The 19,859-nt window shown below is 40.6% G+C and carries 25 protein-coding genes; 17 read left to right on the top strand and 8 right to left on the bottom strand.

Annotation, left to right across the window (positions count from 1 at the left end; all coding sequences use genetic code 11):
* The first annotated feature begins 90 nt into the window (after positions 1–90).
* The 3 genes from ACTJKA_RS10425 to ACTJKA_RS10415 are packed head-to-tail and all read left to right on the top strand — an operon-like array spanning position 91 to position 2,013.
* On the top strand, positions 91–885 hold the full coding sequence (locus tag ACTJKA_RS10425; RefSeq protein WP_017367468.1) for a thymidylate synthase: 795 nt from the start codon (positions 91–93) through the stop codon (positions 883–885).
* The gene (gene folA / locus ACTJKA_RS10420) at positions 882–1,370 is read left to right on the top strand and encodes a type 3 dihydrofolate reductase (protein WP_046526877.1); all 489 of its coding nucleotides are present in this window, start codon (positions 882–884) and stop codon (positions 1,368–1,370) included. Before ACTJKA_RS10425 ends, folA begins: the two co-directional genes overlap by 4 nt.
* Positions 1,371–1,389: 19 nt before the next feature.
* The gene (locus tag ACTJKA_RS10415) at positions 1,390–2,013 is read left to right on the top strand and encodes a lysophospholipid acyltransferase family protein (RefSeq protein ID WP_017359699.1); all 624 of its coding nucleotides are present in this window, start codon (positions 1,390–1,392) and stop codon (positions 2,011–2,013) included.
* 38 nt (positions 2,014–2,051) lie between these two features.
* Here ACTJKA_RS10415 and trhA read toward each other — a convergent pair whose 3' ends face one another.
* The gene (gene trhA / locus ACTJKA_RS10410; protein WP_008346394.1) at positions 2,052–2,687 is read right to left on the bottom strand and encodes a PAQR family membrane homeostasis protein TrhA; all 636 of its coding nucleotides are present in this window, start codon (positions 2,685–2,687) and stop codon (positions 2,052–2,054) included.
* Between the two features lie 13 nt (positions 2,688–2,700).
* Positions 2,701–3,669, bottom strand: coding sequence for a sigma 54-interacting transcriptional regulator (locus ACTJKA_RS10405; protein WP_216099357.1), 969 nt, complete (start codon positions 3,667–3,669; stop codon positions 2,701–2,703).
* A gap of 180 nt (positions 3,670–3,849) precedes the next feature.
* Between ACTJKA_RS10405 and ilvA the strand changes: the two genes are divergently transcribed.
* The 7 genes from ilvA to ypmT all read left to right on the top strand — a co-directional run bounded on the left by ilvA (position 3,850) and on the right by ypmT (position 8,678).
* Positions 3,850–5,118, top strand: a complete 1,269-nt coding sequence (gene ilvA, locus ACTJKA_RS10400) for a threonine ammonia-lyase IlvA (protein WP_008346398.1) — start codon at positions 3,850–3,852, stop codon at positions 5,116–5,118.
* A 36-nt stretch (positions 5,119–5,154) separates the two neighbouring features.
* Complete coding sequence (locus tag ACTJKA_RS10395; protein ID WP_008346400.1) at positions 5,155–5,406, top strand: YpmP family protein; 252 nt, start codon at positions 5,155–5,157, stop codon at positions 5,404–5,406.
* A gap of 187 nt (positions 5,407–5,593) precedes the next feature.
* Complete coding sequence (locus ACTJKA_RS10390; RefSeq protein ID WP_017359697.1) at positions 5,594–6,436, top strand: DegV family protein; 843 nt, start codon at positions 5,594–5,596, stop codon at positions 6,434–6,436.
* A gap of 22 nt (positions 6,437–6,458) precedes the next feature.
* Positions 6,459–7,049: a cytochrome c oxidase assembly protein gene (locus tag ACTJKA_RS10385; protein ID WP_007500791.1), complete on the top strand. Its 591-nt coding sequence runs from the start codon at positions 6,459–6,461 to the stop codon at positions 7,047–7,049.
* Between the two features lie 69 nt (positions 7,050–7,118).
* The gene (locus ACTJKA_RS10380) at positions 7,119–7,880 is read left to right on the top strand and encodes an SGNH/GDSL hydrolase family protein (protein ID WP_025207511.1); all 762 of its coding nucleotides are present in this window, start codon (positions 7,119–7,121) and stop codon (positions 7,878–7,880) included.
* A 9-nt stretch (positions 7,881–7,889) separates the two neighbouring features.
* Positions 7,890–8,456, top strand: coding sequence for a YpmS family protein (locus ACTJKA_RS10375; protein WP_024718556.1), 567 nt, complete (start codon positions 7,890–7,892; stop codon positions 8,454–8,456).
* A gap of 24 nt (positions 8,457–8,480) precedes the next feature.
* Complete coding sequence (ypmT, locus tag ACTJKA_RS10370) at positions 8,481–8,678, top strand: protein YpmT (RefSeq protein ID WP_008346409.1); 198 nt, start codon at positions 8,481–8,483, stop codon at positions 8,676–8,678.
* 188 nt (positions 8,679–8,866) lie between these two features.
* On the opposite strand, the gene ACTJKA_RS10365 is transcribed toward ypmT, so the two are convergent.
* The 3 genes from ACTJKA_RS10365 to ACTJKA_RS10355 all read right to left on the bottom strand — a co-directional run bounded on the left by ACTJKA_RS10365 (position 8,867) and on the right by ACTJKA_RS10355 (position 10,397).
* Entirely contained in the window at positions 8,867–9,535 is a 669-nt protein-coding gene (locus ACTJKA_RS10365) for a DUF4397 domain-containing protein (RefSeq protein WP_144610222.1), read from the bottom strand.
* Between the two features lie 117 nt (positions 9,536–9,652).
* A complete protein-coding gene (locus tag ACTJKA_RS10360; protein WP_008346413.1) occupies positions 9,653–9,913 on the bottom strand; it encodes a hypothetical protein in 261 nt (86 codons plus the stop codon).
* A gap of 52 nt (positions 9,914–9,965) precedes the next feature.
* Positions 9,966–10,397: a MarR family transcriptional regulator gene (locus tag ACTJKA_RS10355; protein WP_007500780.1), complete on the bottom strand. Its 432-nt coding sequence runs from the start codon at positions 10,395–10,397 to the stop codon at positions 9,966–9,968.
* A 138-nt stretch (positions 10,398–10,535) separates the two neighbouring features.
* Here ACTJKA_RS10355 and msrA point away from each other — a divergent pair, with 138 nt between their 5' ends.
* The gene (gene msrA, locus ACTJKA_RS10350; RefSeq protein WP_007500778.1) at positions 10,536–11,069 is read left to right on the top strand and encodes a peptide-methionine (S)-S-oxide reductase MsrA; all 534 of its coding nucleotides are present in this window, start codon (positions 10,536–10,538) and stop codon (positions 11,067–11,069) included.
* Positions 11,069–11,500, top strand: coding sequence for a peptide-methionine (R)-S-oxide reductase MsrB (gene msrB / locus ACTJKA_RS10345; protein WP_007500777.1), 432 nt, complete (start codon positions 11,069–11,071; stop codon positions 11,498–11,500). The genes msrA and msrB overlap by 1 nt, the downstream gene beginning before the upstream one ends.
* 52 nt (positions 11,501–11,552) lie before the next feature.
* Here msrB and ACTJKA_RS10340 read toward each other — a convergent pair whose 3' ends face one another.
* Positions 11,553–12,581: an SDR family NAD(P)-dependent oxidoreductase gene (locus ACTJKA_RS10340; protein WP_017359692.1), complete on the bottom strand. Its 1,029-nt coding sequence runs from the start codon at positions 12,579–12,581 to the stop codon at positions 11,553–11,555.
* A gap of 253 nt (positions 12,582–12,834) precedes the next feature.
* On the opposite strand from ACTJKA_RS10340, the gene ACTJKA_RS10335 reads away from it, so the two are divergent.
* Complete coding sequence (locus ACTJKA_RS10335; protein ID WP_048002264.1) at positions 12,835–13,557, top strand: acylneuraminate cytidylyltransferase family protein; 723 nt, start codon at positions 12,835–12,837, stop codon at positions 13,555–13,557.
* A 28-nt stretch (positions 13,558–13,585) separates the two neighbouring features.
* Here ACTJKA_RS10335 and ACTJKA_RS10330 read toward each other — a convergent pair whose 3' ends face one another.
* Together ACTJKA_RS10330 and ACTJKA_RS10325 are read right to left on the bottom strand one after the other, a co-directional pair.
* Positions 13,586–14,548 carry a CgeB family protein gene (locus ACTJKA_RS10330; protein WP_440607754.1) on the bottom strand — a complete coding sequence of 321 codons (963 nt, stop codon included), beginning with the start codon at positions 14,546–14,548 and terminating at the stop codon, positions 13,586–13,588.
* 15 nt (positions 14,549–14,563) lie between these two features.
* Positions 14,564–14,965, bottom strand: a complete 402-nt coding sequence (locus tag ACTJKA_RS10325) for a hypothetical protein (protein ID WP_007500770.1) — start codon at positions 14,963–14,965, stop codon at positions 14,564–14,566.
* A gap of 207 nt (positions 14,966–15,172) precedes the next feature.
* On the opposite strand from ACTJKA_RS10325, the gene cgeC reads away from it, so the two are divergent.
* The 4 genes from cgeC to ablA all read left to right on the top strand — a co-directional run bounded on the left by cgeC (position 15,173) and on the right by ablA (position 19,857).
* Entirely contained in the window at positions 15,173–15,493 is a 321-nt protein-coding gene (gene cgeC, locus ACTJKA_RS10320; RefSeq protein WP_007500768.1) for a spore maturation protein CgeC, read from the top strand.
* Between the two features lie 18 nt (positions 15,494–15,511).
* Complete coding sequence (locus ACTJKA_RS10315) at positions 15,512–16,807, top strand: glycosyltransferase (protein WP_171465497.1); 1,296 nt, start codon at positions 15,512–15,514, stop codon at positions 16,805–16,807.
* Between the two features lie 156 nt (positions 16,808–16,963).
* Positions 16,964–18,340: a sigma 54-interacting transcriptional regulator gene (locus tag ACTJKA_RS10310; protein ID WP_171465496.1), complete on the top strand. Its 1,377-nt coding sequence runs from the start codon at positions 16,964–16,966 to the stop codon at positions 18,338–18,340.
* Between the two features lie 116 nt (positions 18,341–18,456).
* Positions 18,457–19,857: a lysine 2,3-aminomutase gene (ablA, locus tag ACTJKA_RS10305; RefSeq protein ID WP_008346434.1), complete on the top strand. Its 1,401-nt coding sequence runs from the start codon at positions 18,457–18,459 to the stop codon at positions 19,855–19,857.
* The last annotated feature ends 2 nt before the right edge of the window (positions 19,858–19,859 follow it).

The raw sequence follows: 19,859 nt of genomic DNA, 5'->3' as shown, positions 1-19,859 counted from the left end.
TTGCAGACATGTTTTTTTGGTTTCAATTGGTTTCAACAAAAGCAGAAATAAGGTAAACTACAACAAGAACATAAATAAAGGATGAAAAAAATGAAACAATACAAAGAGTTATGCCGTCATGTATTACAGCACGGGGATGAAAAAGGTGACAGAACAGGAACAGGCACTATCAGCACGTTCGGTTACCAAATGAGATTTGATTTACAGGAAGGGTTTCCTTTATTAACAACAAAGAAATTACACCTGAAATCAATCATTCATGAGTTACTGTGGTTTTTAAAAGGTGATACAAATGTCAAATATCTTCAAGAAAATGGTGTCCGTATTTGGAATGAATGGGCAGATGAAAATGGAGAGCTAGGGCGTGTGTATGGTGCGCAGTGGAGATCATGGGCGAGTGGAGACGGAGAGACAGTAGATCAGATCAGCAAGCTGATCCATGATATTGAGAATCATCCTAATTCGAGAAGATTGATTGTCAGTGCGTGGAATCCAGGAGAAATTGATCAGATGGCGCTGCCTCCTTGTCATTGCTTGTTTCAATTTTACGTATCAAACGGTAAATTATCGTGCCAGCTCTATCAACGTTCGGCAGATATCTTTTTAGGTGTGCCTTTTAATATTGCTTCGTATGCACTTCTAACGATGATGATTGCCAAAGTGACAAACCTTGAGCCAGGAGAGTTTATTCATACGCTAGGAGATGCTCATATTTATCAAAATCATCTTCCGCAGGTCAAAATGCAGTTAGAGCGTGAGGAGCGCACACTTCCGCAGCTTCGCATCACTAGAGATGTCAAAAGTATTTTTGATTTTACGTTTGATGATTTTGTGCTCGAGAACTATGATCCACATCCGCATATTAAAGGAGAAGTCAGTGTATGATTTCCATGATAGTGGCGACAGGAAAAGACAGAGTCATTGGCAAAGATAATCAAATGCCTTGGCATTTACCCGCTGATTTAGCGTATTTTAAAAAAGTCACAAGTGGCCATACCATTGTCATGGGCAGAAAAACGTTTGAATCAATTGGACGAGCACTGCCTAACCGCCGGAATATCGTGTTAACCACAAGTTCTTCTTTTCAAGCTGAAGGATGCGAGGTAGTTCATTCAATCGATGATATTTTAAACATTGCGAAGACCGAGGAAGAATTATTGATCATTGGCGGGTCTAAGCTGTATGAGGAAATGATGCCATACGCAGATCGTCTATATATCACGCACATCCATCATTCATTTGAAGGCGACCGTTTCTTCCCTTATTACGATGAAGAGAATTGGACGATTGTATCACGTGAAAAAGGCCGTCGTGACGAAAAGAACCCCTACAATTATGAATTTGTCGTCTATGACAGAAAAGAAGGATAAGTGAGTAGGAGGAGTACGGTTGTTTCGTTATTGGTTTTTAACGATTTATGTTGTTGTATCCTTTTTTAAAAGTATAAGGCATTTGTATGATCATGAATTAACGGATCCACGCATTTCCTATACGAAACGAATGCATCTCATCCATGAGCATGCAAAAAGGTTTGCCAGAGGGTGTATTGATCAATCAGGATCGGTCATGACCATTCATCAGCAAAAAAGGCTGCCAGATGGCCCTGTTATTTATGTCACAGAAGCACATCATCCAGTGACGACGACATTGCTGATTGGTCACTTAGAGAAGCCATTTGCTTTTATGGCAAAACCGCATCTGTTTCGCTATCCCATCTTAAAACAATGGTTGAAGAAGATGGCGGTGATCAAGCAGAATCAATCTGATGAGGCGTTATTAGAAGAAGCAAGAGAAAGAGTTCTATCTGGCCAGAGTCTGTTGCTTTCTGAACAGTATCGTGTCATGGCAGAAACGCTTGCTGAAGAATGTAACTGCTCACTTGTTCCGGTTGAAACAAGCGGCACAGACCGTCTTTTAACAGGGAAGATCGTCAAAAGACTTCGTCCAGTTAATGTCGATATCCATATAAAAGCACCGGTCAAGATGAGTGATTACGCACAAAAGCGCGCATAGAAAAAACCAGCATCCGAATGTGGATGCTGGTTTTTTAATCATGCTGGGATGTTGACGCAATAAAATAGAATGCAGAAGAACATGGATGCACTTCCACCGAGAACAAAGCTGTGCCAAATCGCATGATGATAGGGAATTTTCCGCCAAATATAAAAGATCGTTCCGACTGAATACAAAATACCGCCTAATAGTAAGAGGCTGAATCCAGCTCCTGTTAATTGAATGTACAGAGGTTTAATTGCGATGATAATCATCCAGCCCATTAATAAATAAACAAGGGTGGATACAATGATAAACCGTTTGACGAAAAAGATTTTAAAAACGATACCGCCTGCAGCAAGTGCCCATACGATTGCAAGAAGAGTATAGCCAAGTGCGCCTTTTAATGGGCCAAGCAAAAATGGCGTATATGTACCAGCAATCAATACATAAATCGCAGAGTGGTCAAGGATTTCAAATACATCTTTTGTTTTTTTGTGCCGAATGCTATGAAGCAAAGTAGAGCTTAAATAAAGCAGCAGCATCGACGCGCCAAATATCGAAAAGCTAATAATGTCAGTGACAGTGCCGTATTGAACAGCGAATAAAACGAGAAAAACAATGGCGGGAATGGATAAAATGACGCCAATGCCATGTGTAATTGCGTTGGCAATTTCTTCTTTTACAGTAAACAATGGATGTCCTCCTTTATTGAACCGGTATATAACCATCAAGCGACTTCAGAAATGAGAGACCTTCAAGTGTAATCTTCGTTCCAGCTCTGCCTTTCCCTTTCGTCACATAGGCTTTTTTCTCAAGATCATCTAATCGACTCCTGACTTGCTGAGGGGTCAGCGGGATGTCGCCTTGTTTGCTTAACTCAGACAAGATACGTCTGCTGGCTGCTTCTCCTTTTTCATTTAGAGACTTAATGGCTTCGAGTAAGAAAACAAATTCTTGTTTCTCCATAAGCGTGAGCTGGTGTTCTTCTTTTTTTCCTTTACCAGCTGTTTGTTGAGGTAATAATACAAAAGGTGGCAAGTGATGCAAGAAAACCGTTTGCCCTTCGAGAATTGCAGCTGCATAATGAACGATATTTTTGAGCTCCTGGATATTCCCTTCAAACGAATATTGCTGTAAGACTTCCCACACACTTGAGTCGATGTCAGGCGTCATGTTCAGTTCCTGAAAGAAAGCAGCGGTTAAAATAGGAATATCTGTTTTTCGATCTTCTAAGGGCGGGAGAGGGATATGAAGCACATTGAGCCGATAAAACAGCTCAGGTAAAAAACTGGACGAAACGCTCATCGCCTCTAATGATAAAGACGAAGAAGCAATGATTTTTGTTGCAGGAGAATCTTCGAGAAAACGAATGACCTGATGCTGCATAGGAATACTAAATGCGCTGACTTCGTCTAAATAAATCACATGATTTGCCGCATGAGTAAATGCTTCCTTCAAAGTCTCTTCATCTACAATGGGGCAGTAGATATGTTTCATCGAAGCCTGCGCAGCAAATGAATGGGCCATTTCTTGTGCAAAGCGTGATTTGCCTGTTCCAATTTCTCCTGTGATCAACACAGGCTGATCGTTTTTCGTGAATTGTTTTGCCAAATGAATGGCGTGTTTTATATCTTGGTGTTCTCCATATATATTAGCAAACGGATGTGTGGTCATCGAGCGATTCCTTTCTTTTGGTTCTAATTGGTTTTATTATAACACCCAATTAGAACAAATGTATAGAAAAACGAAAAAGTTCATGAAATTTATCTCCGATCCATGATCTATTGGTTTATTTTTTGAATATTCATGTTATAATGACAAATTAAATAAGGTTAAAGAGAAAGGATCTTGTACATGAAACCGTTGCTCAAAGAAAACACGCTAATTCAAGTGAAAGACATCTTAAAAGCCCATCAAAATTTGAAGGATGTAGTGATTCATACACCACTTCAAAAAAATGAGCGACTTTCTGAACGATATGAATGTAATGTCTACTTAAAAAGAGAGGACCTGCAAGTTGTTCGTTCTTTTAAATTAAGAGGCGCTTTTAATAAAATGAGCCAGTTGCCAAAAGAAAAACTAGAAAACGGCATTGTTTGTGCCAGTGCAGGAAATCACGCACAAGGCGTTGCCTATTCTTGCAAATATTTAGGTATCCACGGGAAAATCTTTATGCCTGCTACCACACCAAGGCAAAAAGTATCTCAAGTGGAGCTTTTCGGAAAAGAATATGTTGACATTATCTTAACCGGAGATACCTTTGATGATTCGTATCATGAAGCAGTCAAATGCGGAGATAAGGAAAAGCGGGAATTTATCCATCCATTTGATGATTTAGATGTCATGGCAGGACAAGGAACAACTGCTGTAGAAATATTAAATGATATCGAAGTGGAGCCTCACTTTTTATTTGCAAGTGTTGGGGGCGGAGGTTTGTTATCTGGCGTTGGCACGTATATGAAAAATATCGCACCAGAAACAGAAATTATTGCAGTCGAGCCGCTTGGTGCCGCCTCACTTCATGCTTCCCACGAGAAAGGGGAGGTTGTCACACTTGATTCAATAGATAAGTTTGTAGATGGAGCAGCGGTTCAGCGGATTGGCGAAAAGACGTTTACGTCGCTTCAGTCTGTTGTCGATAAGATTAGTCTTGTACCAGAAGGAAAAGTATGTACAACCATTTTAGAGCTGTATAATCAATGTGCAATTGTAGCTGAGCCAGCGGGTGCGTTACCGATCGCGGCTTTAGATGCACATCGTGAGGAGATTAAAGGGAAAAATGTCGTTTGTATTGTCAGCGGAGGCAATAATGACATTGGCCGAATGCAAGAAATCAAGGAACGCTCCATGATTTATGAAGGACTCCAGCATTATTTCATCGTTAATTTTCCGCAAAGAGCAGGTGCTCTCAGGGAATTTTTAGATGAAGTGTTAGGGCCAAATGATGATATCTCACGCTTTGAATATACGAAAAAGAATAACCGAAGCAAAGGACCTGCGCTTGTTGGGATCGAATTGAAAGAAAGAGATGACTATGCAGCGCTGATTGACCGAATGAATAAAAAAGGCTTCCACTATGTTGAAGTGAATAAAGATCAAGATTTATTCCACCTATTTATTTAGGCTTAACAGATAATTGGAAAAGAGGATTGATCGTTTGTGCTGCTCAAAACAATATGTTTTAGACGGATGGATGGAGCTCAGATCAAGGTAACAGAAGTCCCTGTTTTAAAGGGAGATGAATCCTATGGTTTCATGCTCACCTTTAGACTTGAAGCTTTCTTGAAAAAAGTCTATGTATCTAAGGGAAAGAGGCATGTGTACTCTTTCAGGGAGGATGTGAAACGTAACGTCAAGTGGAGCACATATGAACAGATCTACCAAGAGCCTACACTAAAACACAATGCGTAAATTGGAATCTTTGCCAAAGAGAGTGAGCGGCCATTTTCAAATAGCGGCTACCCATCTTGGCAAGGATTTTTTACATGAAAAGAAGAAAATGTGACAATTTCAAAAACGTTCTGACAGTTGTTTTCAAGTATGCACGAAATAAGGTAATATCATATGTAAAGACTAAGACAGCAAGGATGAGACGATAGTGAAACAAATTAAAATTGTAACAGATTCAACTGTGGACCTTCCGCAAGAAAAAATCAATGATCTTTCCATTCATGTCATTCCGCTCAATATCTCCATTTCTGGGGTTGATTATATTGACCGAGTGAACATACAGCCAGATGAATTTATTGAAAAAATGGAGGCCGCTGAGGAACTGCCGAAAACGTCTCAACCTGCGATCGGTCAATTCGTCGAATTATATGAAAAACTGACGGCAGATGGAAGCGAAGTCATTAGTATCCATTTAACTGGTGGGATGAGTGGTACGGTTCAAACTGCTGAAAGCGCTTCTAAAATGGTAGACGGAAATATCACTGTCATCGATTCGAATTTTATTTCCTATGGTTTAGGGTTTCAAGTCACCAAAGCAGCAGAGCTTGCAAAAAAAGGGGCAAGCCGTGATGACATCCTCAAAGAAATGGACAAAATTCGTCTTAAAACAAAGCTATTTGTCACAATCGATACATTAGAAAATCTCGTGAAAGGTGGACGAATTGGAAGAGGAAAGGCGCTGATCGGTTCACTTCTTCATATTAAACCAATTGCCAGCTTAACAGACGGCATATACACACCAGAAGCGAATGTGAGAAGTTACTCCGCTCTTGTCCGCTATTTGACAAAACAGTATGTACAGGCGGTGAAAGGGAAAACCGTTCAGGCCATTGGGATTGCACATGCAGACGCATTAGAACTTGCAGAAAAGCTTAAAGCAGCACTGCTTGATCATACACCTGATGCACTAGTTGACATCGCTTATACAACACCGATTATTTCCTGTCATACTGGTAAGGGCGCTATAGGCTTTACTTTTTATACCGATTGATTGAAAAGGGGATGTAATGGTCATGTATACAAAAAGGGGAGCCTTATTTGGTGCGCTTACGATTATAAGCGTGCTTCTTTTAGTCTCATGTTCAAATGGACAAATCAAGGATGCATTAAATTATCAAATCCAGCCGTTTGAGTATCAAAACCAGGATGGTCAAAAGGTGTCGCTCGACGATTTAAAGGGGAAAGTCTGGGTGGCAGATTTTATTTTCACAAGCTGTGAAACGATTTGTCCGCCGATGACCGCACATATGACAGAGCTACAAAAACGGTTAAAAGAAGAAAAATTGGATGCGCACATCATTTCATTTAGCGTCGATCCAGAGGTGGATTCACCGAAAAAGCTAAAGGAATTTGCAAAAGCATATCCATTATCCTTTAAAAATTGGGATTTTCTCACTGGTTACTCGCAGTCAGCGATTGAAAAATTTGCAATGAAAAGCTTTAAGACGATTGTGAAAAAACCTGAAGACGAAGACCAAGTGATACATCAATCTCTGTTTTTCCTCGTTGATCAAGAAGGAAAAGTGATGAAAAACTATGATGGTGTTCAAAATACGCCATATGATGAAATCATCAAGGACATCAAAACACTGAATCGAAGCTAGCATAAGGATGTTCAAATGAGTGAAAACATGATACACTTTTTTAATCAGAAAAAGGAGGGACATCATCGTTTGAAGGCTCGTTTGATTTTGATTGTGATGTCTCTAGCTTTTGTTCTTTCTGCATGTTCCGCGCAAGAGGCTGGCATAAAGGATAAACTAGAAGACACACAAAACGTAAAAGAACATATTACAATTGCAGCGGTTGGAGATTCCTTAACAGAAGGAATCGGAGATCAAAATAAAAAAGGGTATGCCGGCATCACCCGTGACAAGATAGAAGCGGTGGACGGTGTACAGTCTGTTACATTAAAAAACTATGCCATTAAAGGCAGTAGAACGGTAGATTTATTAAAAAGATTAAAAGAAAAAAAAGTGCAGGATGGACTGAAAGACGCTGATTATATTTTCTTTACGATCGGCGGAAATGACTTAATGCATGTCGTCCGTCAAAATGTGCTCAACTTGACATTTGCTCCTTTTCAAAAAGAGCAAGGTCCTTTTGAAGAGCGTTTTAAGACCATTCTTGCTCAATTAAGAGAGCATAATGACCATGCAAAGATCATGTATGTCAGTATGTACAATCCTTTTAAATTCAGCTTGTCTGAGCTGAGAGATATTGATGAGGTCGTCAAAGACTGGAATGCTGCTGCCGAAAAAGAACTAAAAAAAGACGGCAATGCTGATATGATCGATGTAGCAGATTTATTTGAAGATGATCAAGATGAAAAATTACTGGCAGATGATGATTTCCACCCAAACCAAAAGGGGTACTCTCTTATGGCAAATCGTTTATTCTCAGAAGTGAAAAAAGAAGGACTGCCGAAGGAATAGGGTGAAAAGATGAAAAAATGGAAGAGTTTATTTTTTATTTTACTGTCAATTAATCTATTGATTGTTCTTGTATGCGGTATTTTTATGCTGCTGCCGAGCGATCAATCCGCTTCGAAAAAAGAAGTGAACAGCGAGTATGCTTTTAACATTTCTAGTTCAAAAGAGTCGCTTACCAGCTTTGTCAATGATTATTTGAAAAACCAAGGATCAAGCGATATGCCCGACTTTCATGTTGCGATTGACCAAGATGTGAAAGTAACAGGTGCAATCAAAGCTTTTTCTTCAACGATTAATGCAAATGTATCATTTACACCATCTGTTGAAGATAATGGGGATGTTCTGCTGAAAGTAGATGACTTTTCAATTGGACAATTAAGCATCCCAATCAGTTTTGTTTTAAGCTACATGGGTCAATTCTATGAACTGCCTGATTTCGTTCATGTGAAACCAGACCAAAAAACGGTGGAAGTGCGCCTTTCAGAAATGCCGCTGACGAATGATATGTATGTCAAAGCGAACAAAATTGATCTTGAGAATGATGAAATTGAATTCTCATATTATCATCCAAAGCAATAGAACGTGTAAGTCAGGAGTGAAACGATGAAGCGAGTCTATCAATATTTTAGTTTACTGTCGCTCTTATTTGCTGCATACTTTGGCATGACAGCTGCCTCTCATTTAAAAGCAGAAAATATCGACCAGTTTTACTTAAATATCGCCTATTGTGCATTATTTTTAGGTACCATGATTCTTGCTTTTGATTTTCAAAAACAAGAAAAAGCTGAAGATGTCTCGTAAATAGCCTTTTCCATTTGGAAAGGCTATTTATCTTATTTTCAGCGTGATTGAAAACCTTTGCATTCTAGGAAGGACGAGTACCGGCGCAGAGTGAATGTGACATTCGTGAGCACCAGCACGCAGGACTGACACCGAATGCGAGGGTTTGTCTACACGCTAAGAGCCTTTTCCATTTGGAAAGGCTCTTTTTACATTTGGTGAGACAAGACGACTTTTGCCATTAGCTCTGGCTCTCCGTTTGCAAATCCATGAAGTAAAATAAGATAGGCCCGCTTTGTTTGCAGGTGAACTTTCGGAATATCTAGCAGTACACTTTGAGTACCGGCAGCTTTTAATTCAAAGTGATACTTATTCGGAGAGAAGTGGTGGGTTTGGGTGCCGTTTACATATCCGAGCTCCTTTGATAACATGCCTTGATCTCGTTCATATATATCAATGAAAGGGAGGTCTGGTGACAGCTGGATAAACGTGAGTGCTGATAGCTCATCTTGCTTAATCAGCGAGTCTTGCTTTTCTGTGAGCAGCGCAAAGCCGGTACGAGCTCCTGTGATACATAGCGTGTAAGTCTCGTTTCCATTAATCATCATACGAGAAGAAAGAATTCTTTCTTTTGTAGCCAGCTTGAATACTTCTATCTCATAAACACCTTCATCCCATTCCATATAAGCAGACAGCTGACCGTATGGCAGCTTTTTTTGGATTTCATGCTGATTCACAAATACAGCAAGCTCACTTAAATCCGGTGCAGCGTGAAATAATCGAATAACAGCTTTGGAAATGGTGTTTCTCGGATGGTATGGGGGGGAGGTAGCTAATGGACGATATAGAAAGTGATTCATCTCGTAGAGCTGCTGCACGTCTTTATCCCTTCTTTCTCTGCAATGTGTTTTTTGTAGCGTATGCAAGAAAGGGACGATCTGTATAGGCAAAAGAAACATAGAAAAAAGCCTGACAAAAAGTGTCAGGCTCTCGTATTAAGAAGGAGATGAATATTGATGATATTCAGCCAGCTTAATGAACGTTTTTTCATCCTCAATTAATCCGCAAACGCCGCACTGGACTTTGATTTTCGGTCCTTGATAGTTCATGTGAAAAGGAGAAAGCTGATCTCCTTCATATGTTTCGACAATCGCTCCAGTTGCTGGATCAAGTTTCACAGGTTCTGAATGCTGCTCGATGAGATTAAAACGCGTTCTGTTGGTTTTGCAGTTCGGACAAAGATATGGACTTGTCATGGTTCATTCCACCTTTTTATCCGTAGCATGTCCTCCACGCTAAAATCTATGCTTAATCCTTTTGACTTTTATCCAGCTTTTTAAATAACTTGATCATCGTTTTCAGTTCTTCATCATCAAATGATTCAAATCGTTCCATGAAGTATTCTGTTTTCTTTTTCTCAAAATGCTCAGTAATTTCCTTACCCTTATCGGTTAAGTGGATTTTGATGATGCGTCGATCCTCTTTTGAACGGATACGAGTGATCCAGCCTTTTTCTACAAGCGTGTCGGTTACAGCTGTAATATGGCTTGCTGATACACCGAGAATTGAGGCGAATTCCGTTACTTTTTTTGCGCCTTGTTCACGCAGCAGATTTAAAATGAGAAATTCATTCCGAGATAATTCGTTTTCAAGCAAGCTGTTAATTTCATAACGTATTTGCTTAAATACGGTTCTCAGTAAAGTATCCATTTCATACATCATTTGTTTTCTTTGTTCCAATCATTAAACCCCCATTATATTTTAAGATACGACAGAATGCTTTCATTTGTTTTTAGGTATACAAGTCGTATCATTTTCATTATTTTTTATCATGTTATAATATGATGATACCATTTTTTAAATGAAGGGGGCACTAATATGTCTGAAAAACAAGAATTAGCCACATTTGCTGGAGGCTGTTTCTGGTGTATGGTTAAACCTTTTGATGAACAGCCAGGCATTATCAAAGTTGAATCAGGGTATACTGGCGGACATACAGTGAATCCAACCTATGAGGAAGTATGTACAAATACGACAGGCCATAGAGAAGCCGTTCAAATTACCTTTGATCCAGACGTTTTTCCGTATGAGAAGCTATTAGAACTATATTGGCAGCAAATAGACCCAACAGATGATGGAGGACAATTTGGTGATAGAGGAGAGTCCTACCGTACAGGGATTTATGTCCACAATGAAAAACAAAGGCAACTTGCAGAAACATCAAAAGAGCAGCTGAGCCAAAGTGGAATTTTCCAAAAGCCAATCGTGACAGAAATTTTAAAGGCTAGTCCTTTTTATCCTGCTGAGGAATATCATCAGCATTATTATAAAAAGAACAAAATGCACTACGAACGATACCATGTCGGTTCGGGCAGAGCAGGTTTTATTCAATCTCATTGGAGTGATAAATAATGGCTAACGAAAAAGAGCAGCGCATCAAAGAATTAAACCGAATGCAGTATGAAGTGACACAAAATAATGGCACTGAGCCGCCATTTCAAAATGAATTTTGGGATCATAAGGAAGAGGGCATTTATGTAGATATCATTTCAGGCAAACCATTGTTTTCTTCTTTAGATAAATTTGATGCCCATTGCGGCTGGCCAAGTTTTACAAAACCGATTGAAGATCAAGAGGTAGAAGAGAAAGTAGATACGAGCCATGGCATGGTACGGACAGAAGTTCGCAGCAAGACGGCCGACTCTCACCTTGGTCATGTATTCCCTGACGGCCCAGGGCCAAACGGTCTTCGGTATTGTATTAATTCTGCCGCTTTAAAGTTTATCCCGAAGGATGATCTTGAAAAAGAAGGCTATGGTCATTTGAAACACATCTTTCAATAATTGATTTAAAAATCGTCACATGGAAGTCAGCTGCTTCCGTGTGACGATTTTTTTATTTTTTATGGTGGGTATGATGTAATTGTTCAATGATGTGAAACAGTTTCTCTTTTGTAATGAGCGGTGCTTCGTTCGATGTGTAATGGGTCAAATGGACTTTTTGAAAATGAGGGTGAAGATGTGGTCTTGGTAAAATGGCGTAAAATTGTTCATGTTCAAACAGTGCATCTGCCTCGTGAGGGAATGTGAGCTCCTCGTGAAGTTTTTCTCCAGGTCTTTTGCCGACAACGAGAATATCAGGAGAAGGAACGTTGATCTGACCGGCATATTCATGAAATGCTTTCAATAGATCAGCCAGCTGTAATGACTCCATCTTGAGGATGAATGTTTCGCCGCCTTTCATCATGATAGCTGCTTCAAGCGTGAGAGATACAGCTTCTTCGATAGACATAAAAAAGCGTGTCATCTTAGGATCAGTTACAGTTAGAGGTTGTTCATTTAACAACTGTTGAAGCATGATGGGGATGACGGAACCCCTTGATCCAAGCACATTGCCAAACCGGACAGAGCAAAACCTCGTTTTCTGATTTGAAATACTTTCATTCGCTTGAAAAAACAATTTTTCCGAAATTAATTTTGTAGCTCCCATGGCATTTGTCGGAGAAACTGCTTTGTCAGTTGAAATGTTGACAACATGACTGACTTCATGTTCAAGTGCTGCTTCAATGACATGCTGTCCGCCGATGATGTTGGTTTGGACAGCTTCAAACGGATTATCTTCGCAGGTGGGTACTTGTTTGAGCGCCGCTGCATGGAAGATGATATCTACTCCTTTGACAAGCTGCCTGACGCGGCTTGCATCCCTCACATCTCCAAGTGCAAATACAACCTCTGGATGCGCCGCATATTCATTTTTCATCATGTATTGTTTACTGTCATCTTTACTGAAGACAATGACCTTTTTAGGAGAGCAGGCTGTTAATTTTTTCACAATCTGCCGGCCAATCGAACCCGTACCGCCTGTGACCAAGATGATTTTGTCACGAAAAAAGGTCTTCAAACTCGTTTCTATTTGTTTGGACATATCTAATCCCCCAACTCTCATTTCTCTACTTTGCATCATATGTGAAAGAGAGGAAGACGTTTGAGGAAAAGAACCACTTCATGCATAAATTAGGTGAACCAATTATAACCATCTGCTTGATGACTTAATAGAATATGTAGAGATAGAAGATTAAGTAGAATAACGAGGCACCTGAAGACTTCAGTACGGCGATCAGTTCAGCTCTCAGAATGTATTCACTGATGCTGAGCTGCGCGAGGGGAGAAGATCATACATGTATAGGGGAAATCGTATTTTAGCCATGATACCAGCTTTTAGCAGCAAGCAGGGGCATCATGCTGAACACATTCGCGTATTGGCGGAGCGGCCGCTAATCTATTGGACCATTCAGCCATTATTACAAATGATTGAATTAGATGAAGTCATCGTATCTTCAGAGGATGTGAATACTCAAATCATTTCGTCCCACTATGGAGCAAATGTGATTGAACTACCAAGCACACATGTGACAGAACAAACACCTTCTTTAGTAGCTGTGAAGCATGCGCTTGCTTATTTAGAACGAGAGGGAAAGACATTTGATATTGTTTTGTATTTGCATCCATCATCACCACTAAGGCAGACGGCAGATATTGAGAACTGCTTGCAGCTTCTAGTAGAGGGGGGATATGATTGTGCGGCTTCTTTTACAGAGGCATTAGAAAATCCAAATGAAACTTGGACACTTCATGACACCAATGAAGCCAGCCTGTATAAGGACAATCATTATTTTTTTGTACCAACTCAGGAGCACCCTTATACGTATGGGCGTTTAAATGGAGCTGTCTATGCGTTTCATGTTCCATATGCAAAAGAATGCATTCATTCCTTTTTAGAAGGTTCTGTTGGTGCATATATGATGGATCATGCGCAATCGCTTGTTGTGAAAAGTGAGGAGGATCGGAAAAAGGCAGAGAAGATTTTATTGGCTCGACAAGATGCAGAAGGAACGGCATAAGATGATGACAATTAGAAAAAGCGCCCGGTCATAGGGCGCTTTTGACTATTTCATAAAGTCTGTAAGGCAGCGTATCAAATGTGTTCCAGCGAACGACTTGCTCGTAATTGTTCTCTGCAACCGATTGTCTTTGTTGAGGATTTTTTACATAGTGCTCGACCTGCTTAATCAAATCGTTTTCGTGTGTGTAAAAAGCGAAGCTTGAAAATGCCTGTGACGGTTGTAGATCTGTCAACTGAAAGCCTCCGCTTGCAGCGATATCAAATGCTCTGTTGTTGAGACTCATATTTTGAACATTGGCTTTGTTTTGATTATAGGCAAATTGCGCGGGCCTGTGCGGATTCAGAACAATGGCTGATGTTTGATAGATGTCTGCCATCTGCTCGGGACTCAGCCAGTGGGTCATCAGTGAGAGATCACGATATCGTCTGCGTGATTTATTCAACACGCGATGCCACTCTTTTCCTGCTACGAGAATGCGCCATTTGTTTTGATGTAAGAGTGTATCGATAGCTTTGATGCGGTTTGGATAAGGGTAGCCAATGAGTGCAATGTCATAAATGCACGATTCATGTGGTGATTCTTTTTTCTGAAATACGTGTGTATTGGTTGGAATGGGAAAGTAGTGCGTGTGATTAGCGCCTAGTTGTTTGTAAAATGACAAAGCACCTTCGTCAATCGTTAAGATCAGCTGTGCATCACTTGCACATGCAGCTGACACATCTATATAAAAAGGGTCTTCTGTCATCCACAGTACAACGGGGATCTTTTCTTGTTTGAATTGATGAAGCAGTTCTGTTGGAATATGGTCACCGATCATCATGAAAACAAAATCCGGAGAAAATGTCCGGATTTTGTGCATATGAGCGGGTAGAGTTTCCCTTTCCACCTTGATGCATGAAAAGGGGGAATCAATGAAGCTATCTTCTATCCATTGATCGAACATCCGATAGATTCCACCGTAGCCAGAGCTGATATAAAGAAGCTTCATGATGGCCCTCTCACATTAAGATGTGAACGTAACACTTTCTACTTTATCTACATCTAATAGAGTCGTTGCAGAGCCTGTAGGTGTCACAGAGCTTTCTTGTGTGACGAAAACAACACCTGTTGAAGCATCGAATGATACGAATTGAACGGGTCCGATTAAGTCACCTGAGTCCATGACAATGCTAATGACTGTTCCAGGTGCAAGTCTTGCAAAAATCCATCTTGCTGGTTGAGATACGTCGAGTGTTGTAGCAGAATCTGAAGGTGATGCTTCAGCTGCTACCTCACTAAATAAATCGTTCAATTTTTCTTCCACTTGAACTCCTCCTTCTTCGAGATTAACTGTTAACGCATGACTAAGCGGTTTGAAAAACAGCTTTAATAGCTCTTTTTTTAATTCGGCACGCTTTTCGCTCATGTTTTCCCCATCCTTTCTTCATCCATTCAAACACACCACTATGTATATGCCGTTCTCTTTTTTTGGTATAAGCAGAATGCTCATTCCTTGTTCTTTTTTCATTTAATGACTTCACACATTTTTGAAAAATGTTTTCAAATGCTGATGCTAAATGAAGTGATCCTCATACTCTAGTAAAGATCAAACGAGAAGAAAGAGGGAATCTGAATGGAATTTGAACAACTATTAAATGGCTGGAACGAAGAATTACTAGAAACAGAAGGAATACTTGAAGTTGTGTTGATAATACTTCTTCTTCATCTTTTAGAGGAAAGTGAGGAAGGGAGTGCGTCAGAGATTAAAGAATTGCTGCGCCCGTGGCTTGAGCTCGGCATTCCGCTGCCGCGTGTTCATTTAGTCAATGGAGATGTGCTGCAAAACGTGGTTGTCGTACAATTGTTTGACTCAGTAGCAGTCTTTAAAAATGCGACAAATCAGCTAAGAGTAAGTGTTCCTTATGTGAACATTGTCAGCTGGGGGGCTTTTTAATCTATTTAAAAAAGGATAATGGTCATGAAAGTATCAGTGATATTAACAAGCTACAACAAACCTGATTTCATTGAACGTGTGCTAAAGAGTGTGGTAGAACAAACGTATCAGCATTGGGAGCTTTTGATCATGGATGATGGCTCTGAACAAGAAACGATCCAAAAGATGCAGCCTTATTTAGTGGATAAGCGCATTCAATTGTATTCTCATCAAATTCATCCTGCAAACCGGCTGAAGACTGTACGTTATGCAACGCTAATTAATGAAGCATTAACACGTATAACAGGTGAGCTGGTTTGTTATGTAACTGATGATACAGTCTACAGAAAAGATCGTTTAGAGAAAATGGTCGAGGTTTTTCAATCGAAGCCTCACATAGATATCGTCTATTCCTCGCAGCGTGTCGTGCATGTGAATCAGCATTTGGTGGAAACGGCGAGCTTCGTTCGAGAAGCAGATCAAGTGTTGGAGCATGCATCCTTTCAAGTCGACCATTGCTCTGTTATGCATAGAAGCCGGCTGCTTTCGCTTATTCATGAAAAATACGGACAATACTGGGCCGACGAACCAAAACATTGGCATCATGCTGACTCTGTGTTTTGGATGAGACTGAATCATTTTGCTGCGTTCTTTCCATTACAAGAAGTACTTGATACCACATATAAAACGCCACAATCATTCCATCATATGTTTGCGAGTATGCCCTACGATTTAATTGACGGAACTGTGATTGAAAGAGATGGCGCTTATTATCAAATCGCTCACGGATGTCTTCATCTAATTGACAAGCGCTGGGTGAATGAAAAGAACAGGCGTGCGATTCGTGTTCCTTCCTTATGTACGATGAAATATGAAATGAACGAGCCGCTGACAGTTCCGAATTATACAGTCGTCACTGCAGATAACGGAAGAACATTTTATTATATTGAACATCAGACAAAAAGAAGGTTTGCTTCAAGACGTGATGTGCAATATTTTCAGTTTCATCAAAAGGAGATTTACACGGTCACAAAACAGCAGCTGGAGACGTTTGAGGAAGGCAGCATCATTCAAGTATCTCCTATATTCAGCCCGCCAAATAGACGGCTGTTTAAATGGAAACAAGATGTCTATTTATTTGTGCATGATACCTTTTGCCGAATTGTCCCTGAGGTAGTGAAAATATTTGCGTTTTACCATCAGCCAATCAAACTACAACCTTCTCAATTTGCATTTTTTCAAGAAGGAAAGCCAATTGTGCCGCTGTATATGGAGTCTCTTCAGGAATTTGACTTGTCTCTTTATCAAACGTCAGGGCGAAAGCACTCCTCCTAAGAGGGGTGCTTTTTTTAGAATTGACGAAAAAAGCAGGAGATCGACAGGAAAAAGCGAAACGTGAAAAGGATAGGGGAACACGTTGAACATCATCAAGCCGCTGAAAATTGGGCAATACAGTGCCGAATTTTCGGCATAGAAAGTGAGGGGGAAATAGTGGGGAAGGTTGTCGAAAGAGCGGATTGGTTTGAATTAATTTTAGAAGCCATCGATGAAGCGATTCACGTTGTAGACGATCAAGGGGTCACCATCTTTTATAATCATAATGCAGCGAAGTTCGACTGTTTAGCGAAAGATGAGGTGATTGGCAAGTACATACTGGATGTGTATCCTTCATTAACTGAAAAGACAAGTACACTCATGCATGTACTTAGAACAGGAAAACCCATTTATCATTCGTTGCAAACCTATTTGAATAAAAATGGAGAAAAAATTGAGACCGTCAACACTACACTGCCCATTATGGAAGGCAGCAAGTTAATTGGGGCGGTAGAAGTAGCGAAGGATGTGTCGAAGCTGTCGGCGCTTTCGAATCGTTTAGATCAAAAAAAACGAACGGATGGTGCCGCGGAGACCACTCAAATGCTCGATTTTTCTTCATTTTTAACAAATGACCCACAATTAAAAGAGATGCTGGAGAAAGCGAAAAAAGCTGCTGCATATCCTTCATCGGTTATGGTCTTCGGGGAAACTGGGACAGGAAAAGAGGTACTCGTACAAGCGATTGTTCATGCATCTGATCGGAAAGATCAAGTCTTTATCCCGCAAAACTGTGCTGCTCTTCCAGAATCGCTGCTTGAAAGTCTTTTATTCGGGTCTGTCAAAGGAAGTTATACGGGCGCAATAGATCGCAAGGGGCTGTTTGAATTAGCAGATGGTGGTACGCTTTTTCTTGATGAGCTGCAAGCGATGCCGCTTACGCTTCAAACAAAATTACTGCGTGTGTTAGAGGATGGTGTTGTCCGCCGGATAGGTGATGCAAAGGCGGTTCAAGTAAATGTCAGAGTGATTACTGCCCTCAATATCGACCCATTTGAAGCCGTTAAAAAACAAATGTTAAGAGAAGACTTATTTTATAGACTGCATGTGTCATCATTTCATATCCCGCCGCTTCGCACAAGGAAGCATGATATCCAGCTGTTATCCAGCCACTTTATTCAAACGTATCATCAGCAATTTTCAAAAAACGTCAACCGCCTTTCTGAAGAAACTGTCCAAGTATTTATGGCCCATCAGTGGCCAGGGAATGTGAGAGAATTAAAACATACGATCGAGCATGCCGTCTTGATGATGCCAAAGGAAGCAGAAGAAATCACCCCAGCATATCTCCCTGTCCATTTGCGGACGCATCAGATAGAAAGTCATCCGCCAGAGTCCTCATTAAAAAGTCAAGTGACGTCATTTGAACAAACGCTGATTCAAGAAGCTTTAAGACAGCACGCAGGGAATATTAAGCAAACAGCAGCCGCTTTAAAGATTCCTCGACAAACATTGCAGTATAAACTAAAAAAATATACAGATGCCGAAAAGTAGGCACTTCAAACAGGTGAATGTGACGGAAAAGCTCCTTTTGTAAAGAATAGGGGCATTTTCCCATGTTGGCACATAACTTGCATAGTATAAAGTGAATGCTGATAGGGGGAATGGATATGAATCAAAAACTGTATCAACCTGCGCGACATTGGAAGGACATTGAACTTTGGAAGGACGTACCCGAGGAAAAGTGGAACGACTGGATTTGGCAGCTGACGCATACGGTCAAAACGCTAGAAGATTTAGAAAAAGTCGTGAACTTAACAGAAGAGGAAAAAGAAGGGGTGAAGATTTCCACGAAAACCATTCCACTCAACATAACACCCTACTATGCCTCACTGATGAATCCAGACGATCCAAGATGCCCAATTCGTATGCAGTCTGTACCGATTGCAGAGGAGCTTCATAAAACAAAATATGACCTCGAAGATCCGCTCCATGAAGATGAGGATTCACCTGTTCCGGGTTTAACGCACCGCTACCCAGATCGTGTGCTGTTTCTTGTCACAAATCAGTGCTCCATGTACTGCCGCTATTGCACGAGAAGGCGCTTTTCCGGTCAGATCGGGATGGGCGTGCCGAAAAAGCAATTAGATGCCGCCATTGGATATATTAGAGAAACCCCTGAAGTGCGGGATGTGTTAATTTCAGGCGGTGACGGGCTGTTAATTAATGATCAAGTGCTTGAATACATTTTGAAAAACTTACGAGACATTCCTCACGTTGAAATCATTCGAATTGGAACACGTGCACCGGTCGTGTTTCCGCAGCGAATTACAGATGAATTGTGTGAGATTTTAAAAAAATATCATCCTGTTTGGCTGAACACTCACTTTAATACAAGCATTGAAATCACAAAAGAAGCAAAAGAAGCGTGTGAGCGACTTGTCAATGCTGGCGTCCCTGTTGGTAATCAGGCGGTGATCCTAGCAGGAATTAACGACAGTGTGCCAATTATGAAGAAGCTGATGCATGATCTCGTCATGATTCGCGTCAGACCTTATTATATTTATCAATGTGATTTATCTGAGGGGATCGGCCACTTTAGAACACCGGTTTCAAAAGGCCTTGAAATCATAGAAGGCTTAAGAGGACATACGAGTGGTTATGCCGTGCCAAGCTTTGTTGTAGATGCACCAGGCGGAGGAGGTAAGATCACCTTACAGCCAAATTATTTATTATCTCAAAGCCCAGAGAAAGTGGTCCTGCGTAACTTTGAAGGTGTGATCACCTCTTATCCGGAGCCAGAACATTACGTCGCAGGCCAAGCAGATGCGTATTTTAATGAAATCTATGAAGAAAAGAAAGAACCCGCCATTGGCATAACTGCTCTATTTGAGGATGAAGCAAGATCCTTTACGCCTGAAAATTTAAGCCGAATGAAACGAAGAGAGTCTTATGAAACGAATCCTGAACATGATACGCTCAAAAACAAACGTGAAAAACGAGATGAATTAAAAGAGAAGAAATATCAAGCCCAGCTCAAAAAAGAACAAACCGTAAAGGAGGAGAAATAACG

Source organism: Bacillus sp. 22190 (assembly GCF_052045575.1).
Classification (GTDB): Bacteria; Bacillota; Bacilli; order Bacillales; family Bacillaceae; genus Bacillus; species Bacillus altitudinis.
This window is presented reverse-complemented; position numbering and strand designations above follow the sequence as displayed.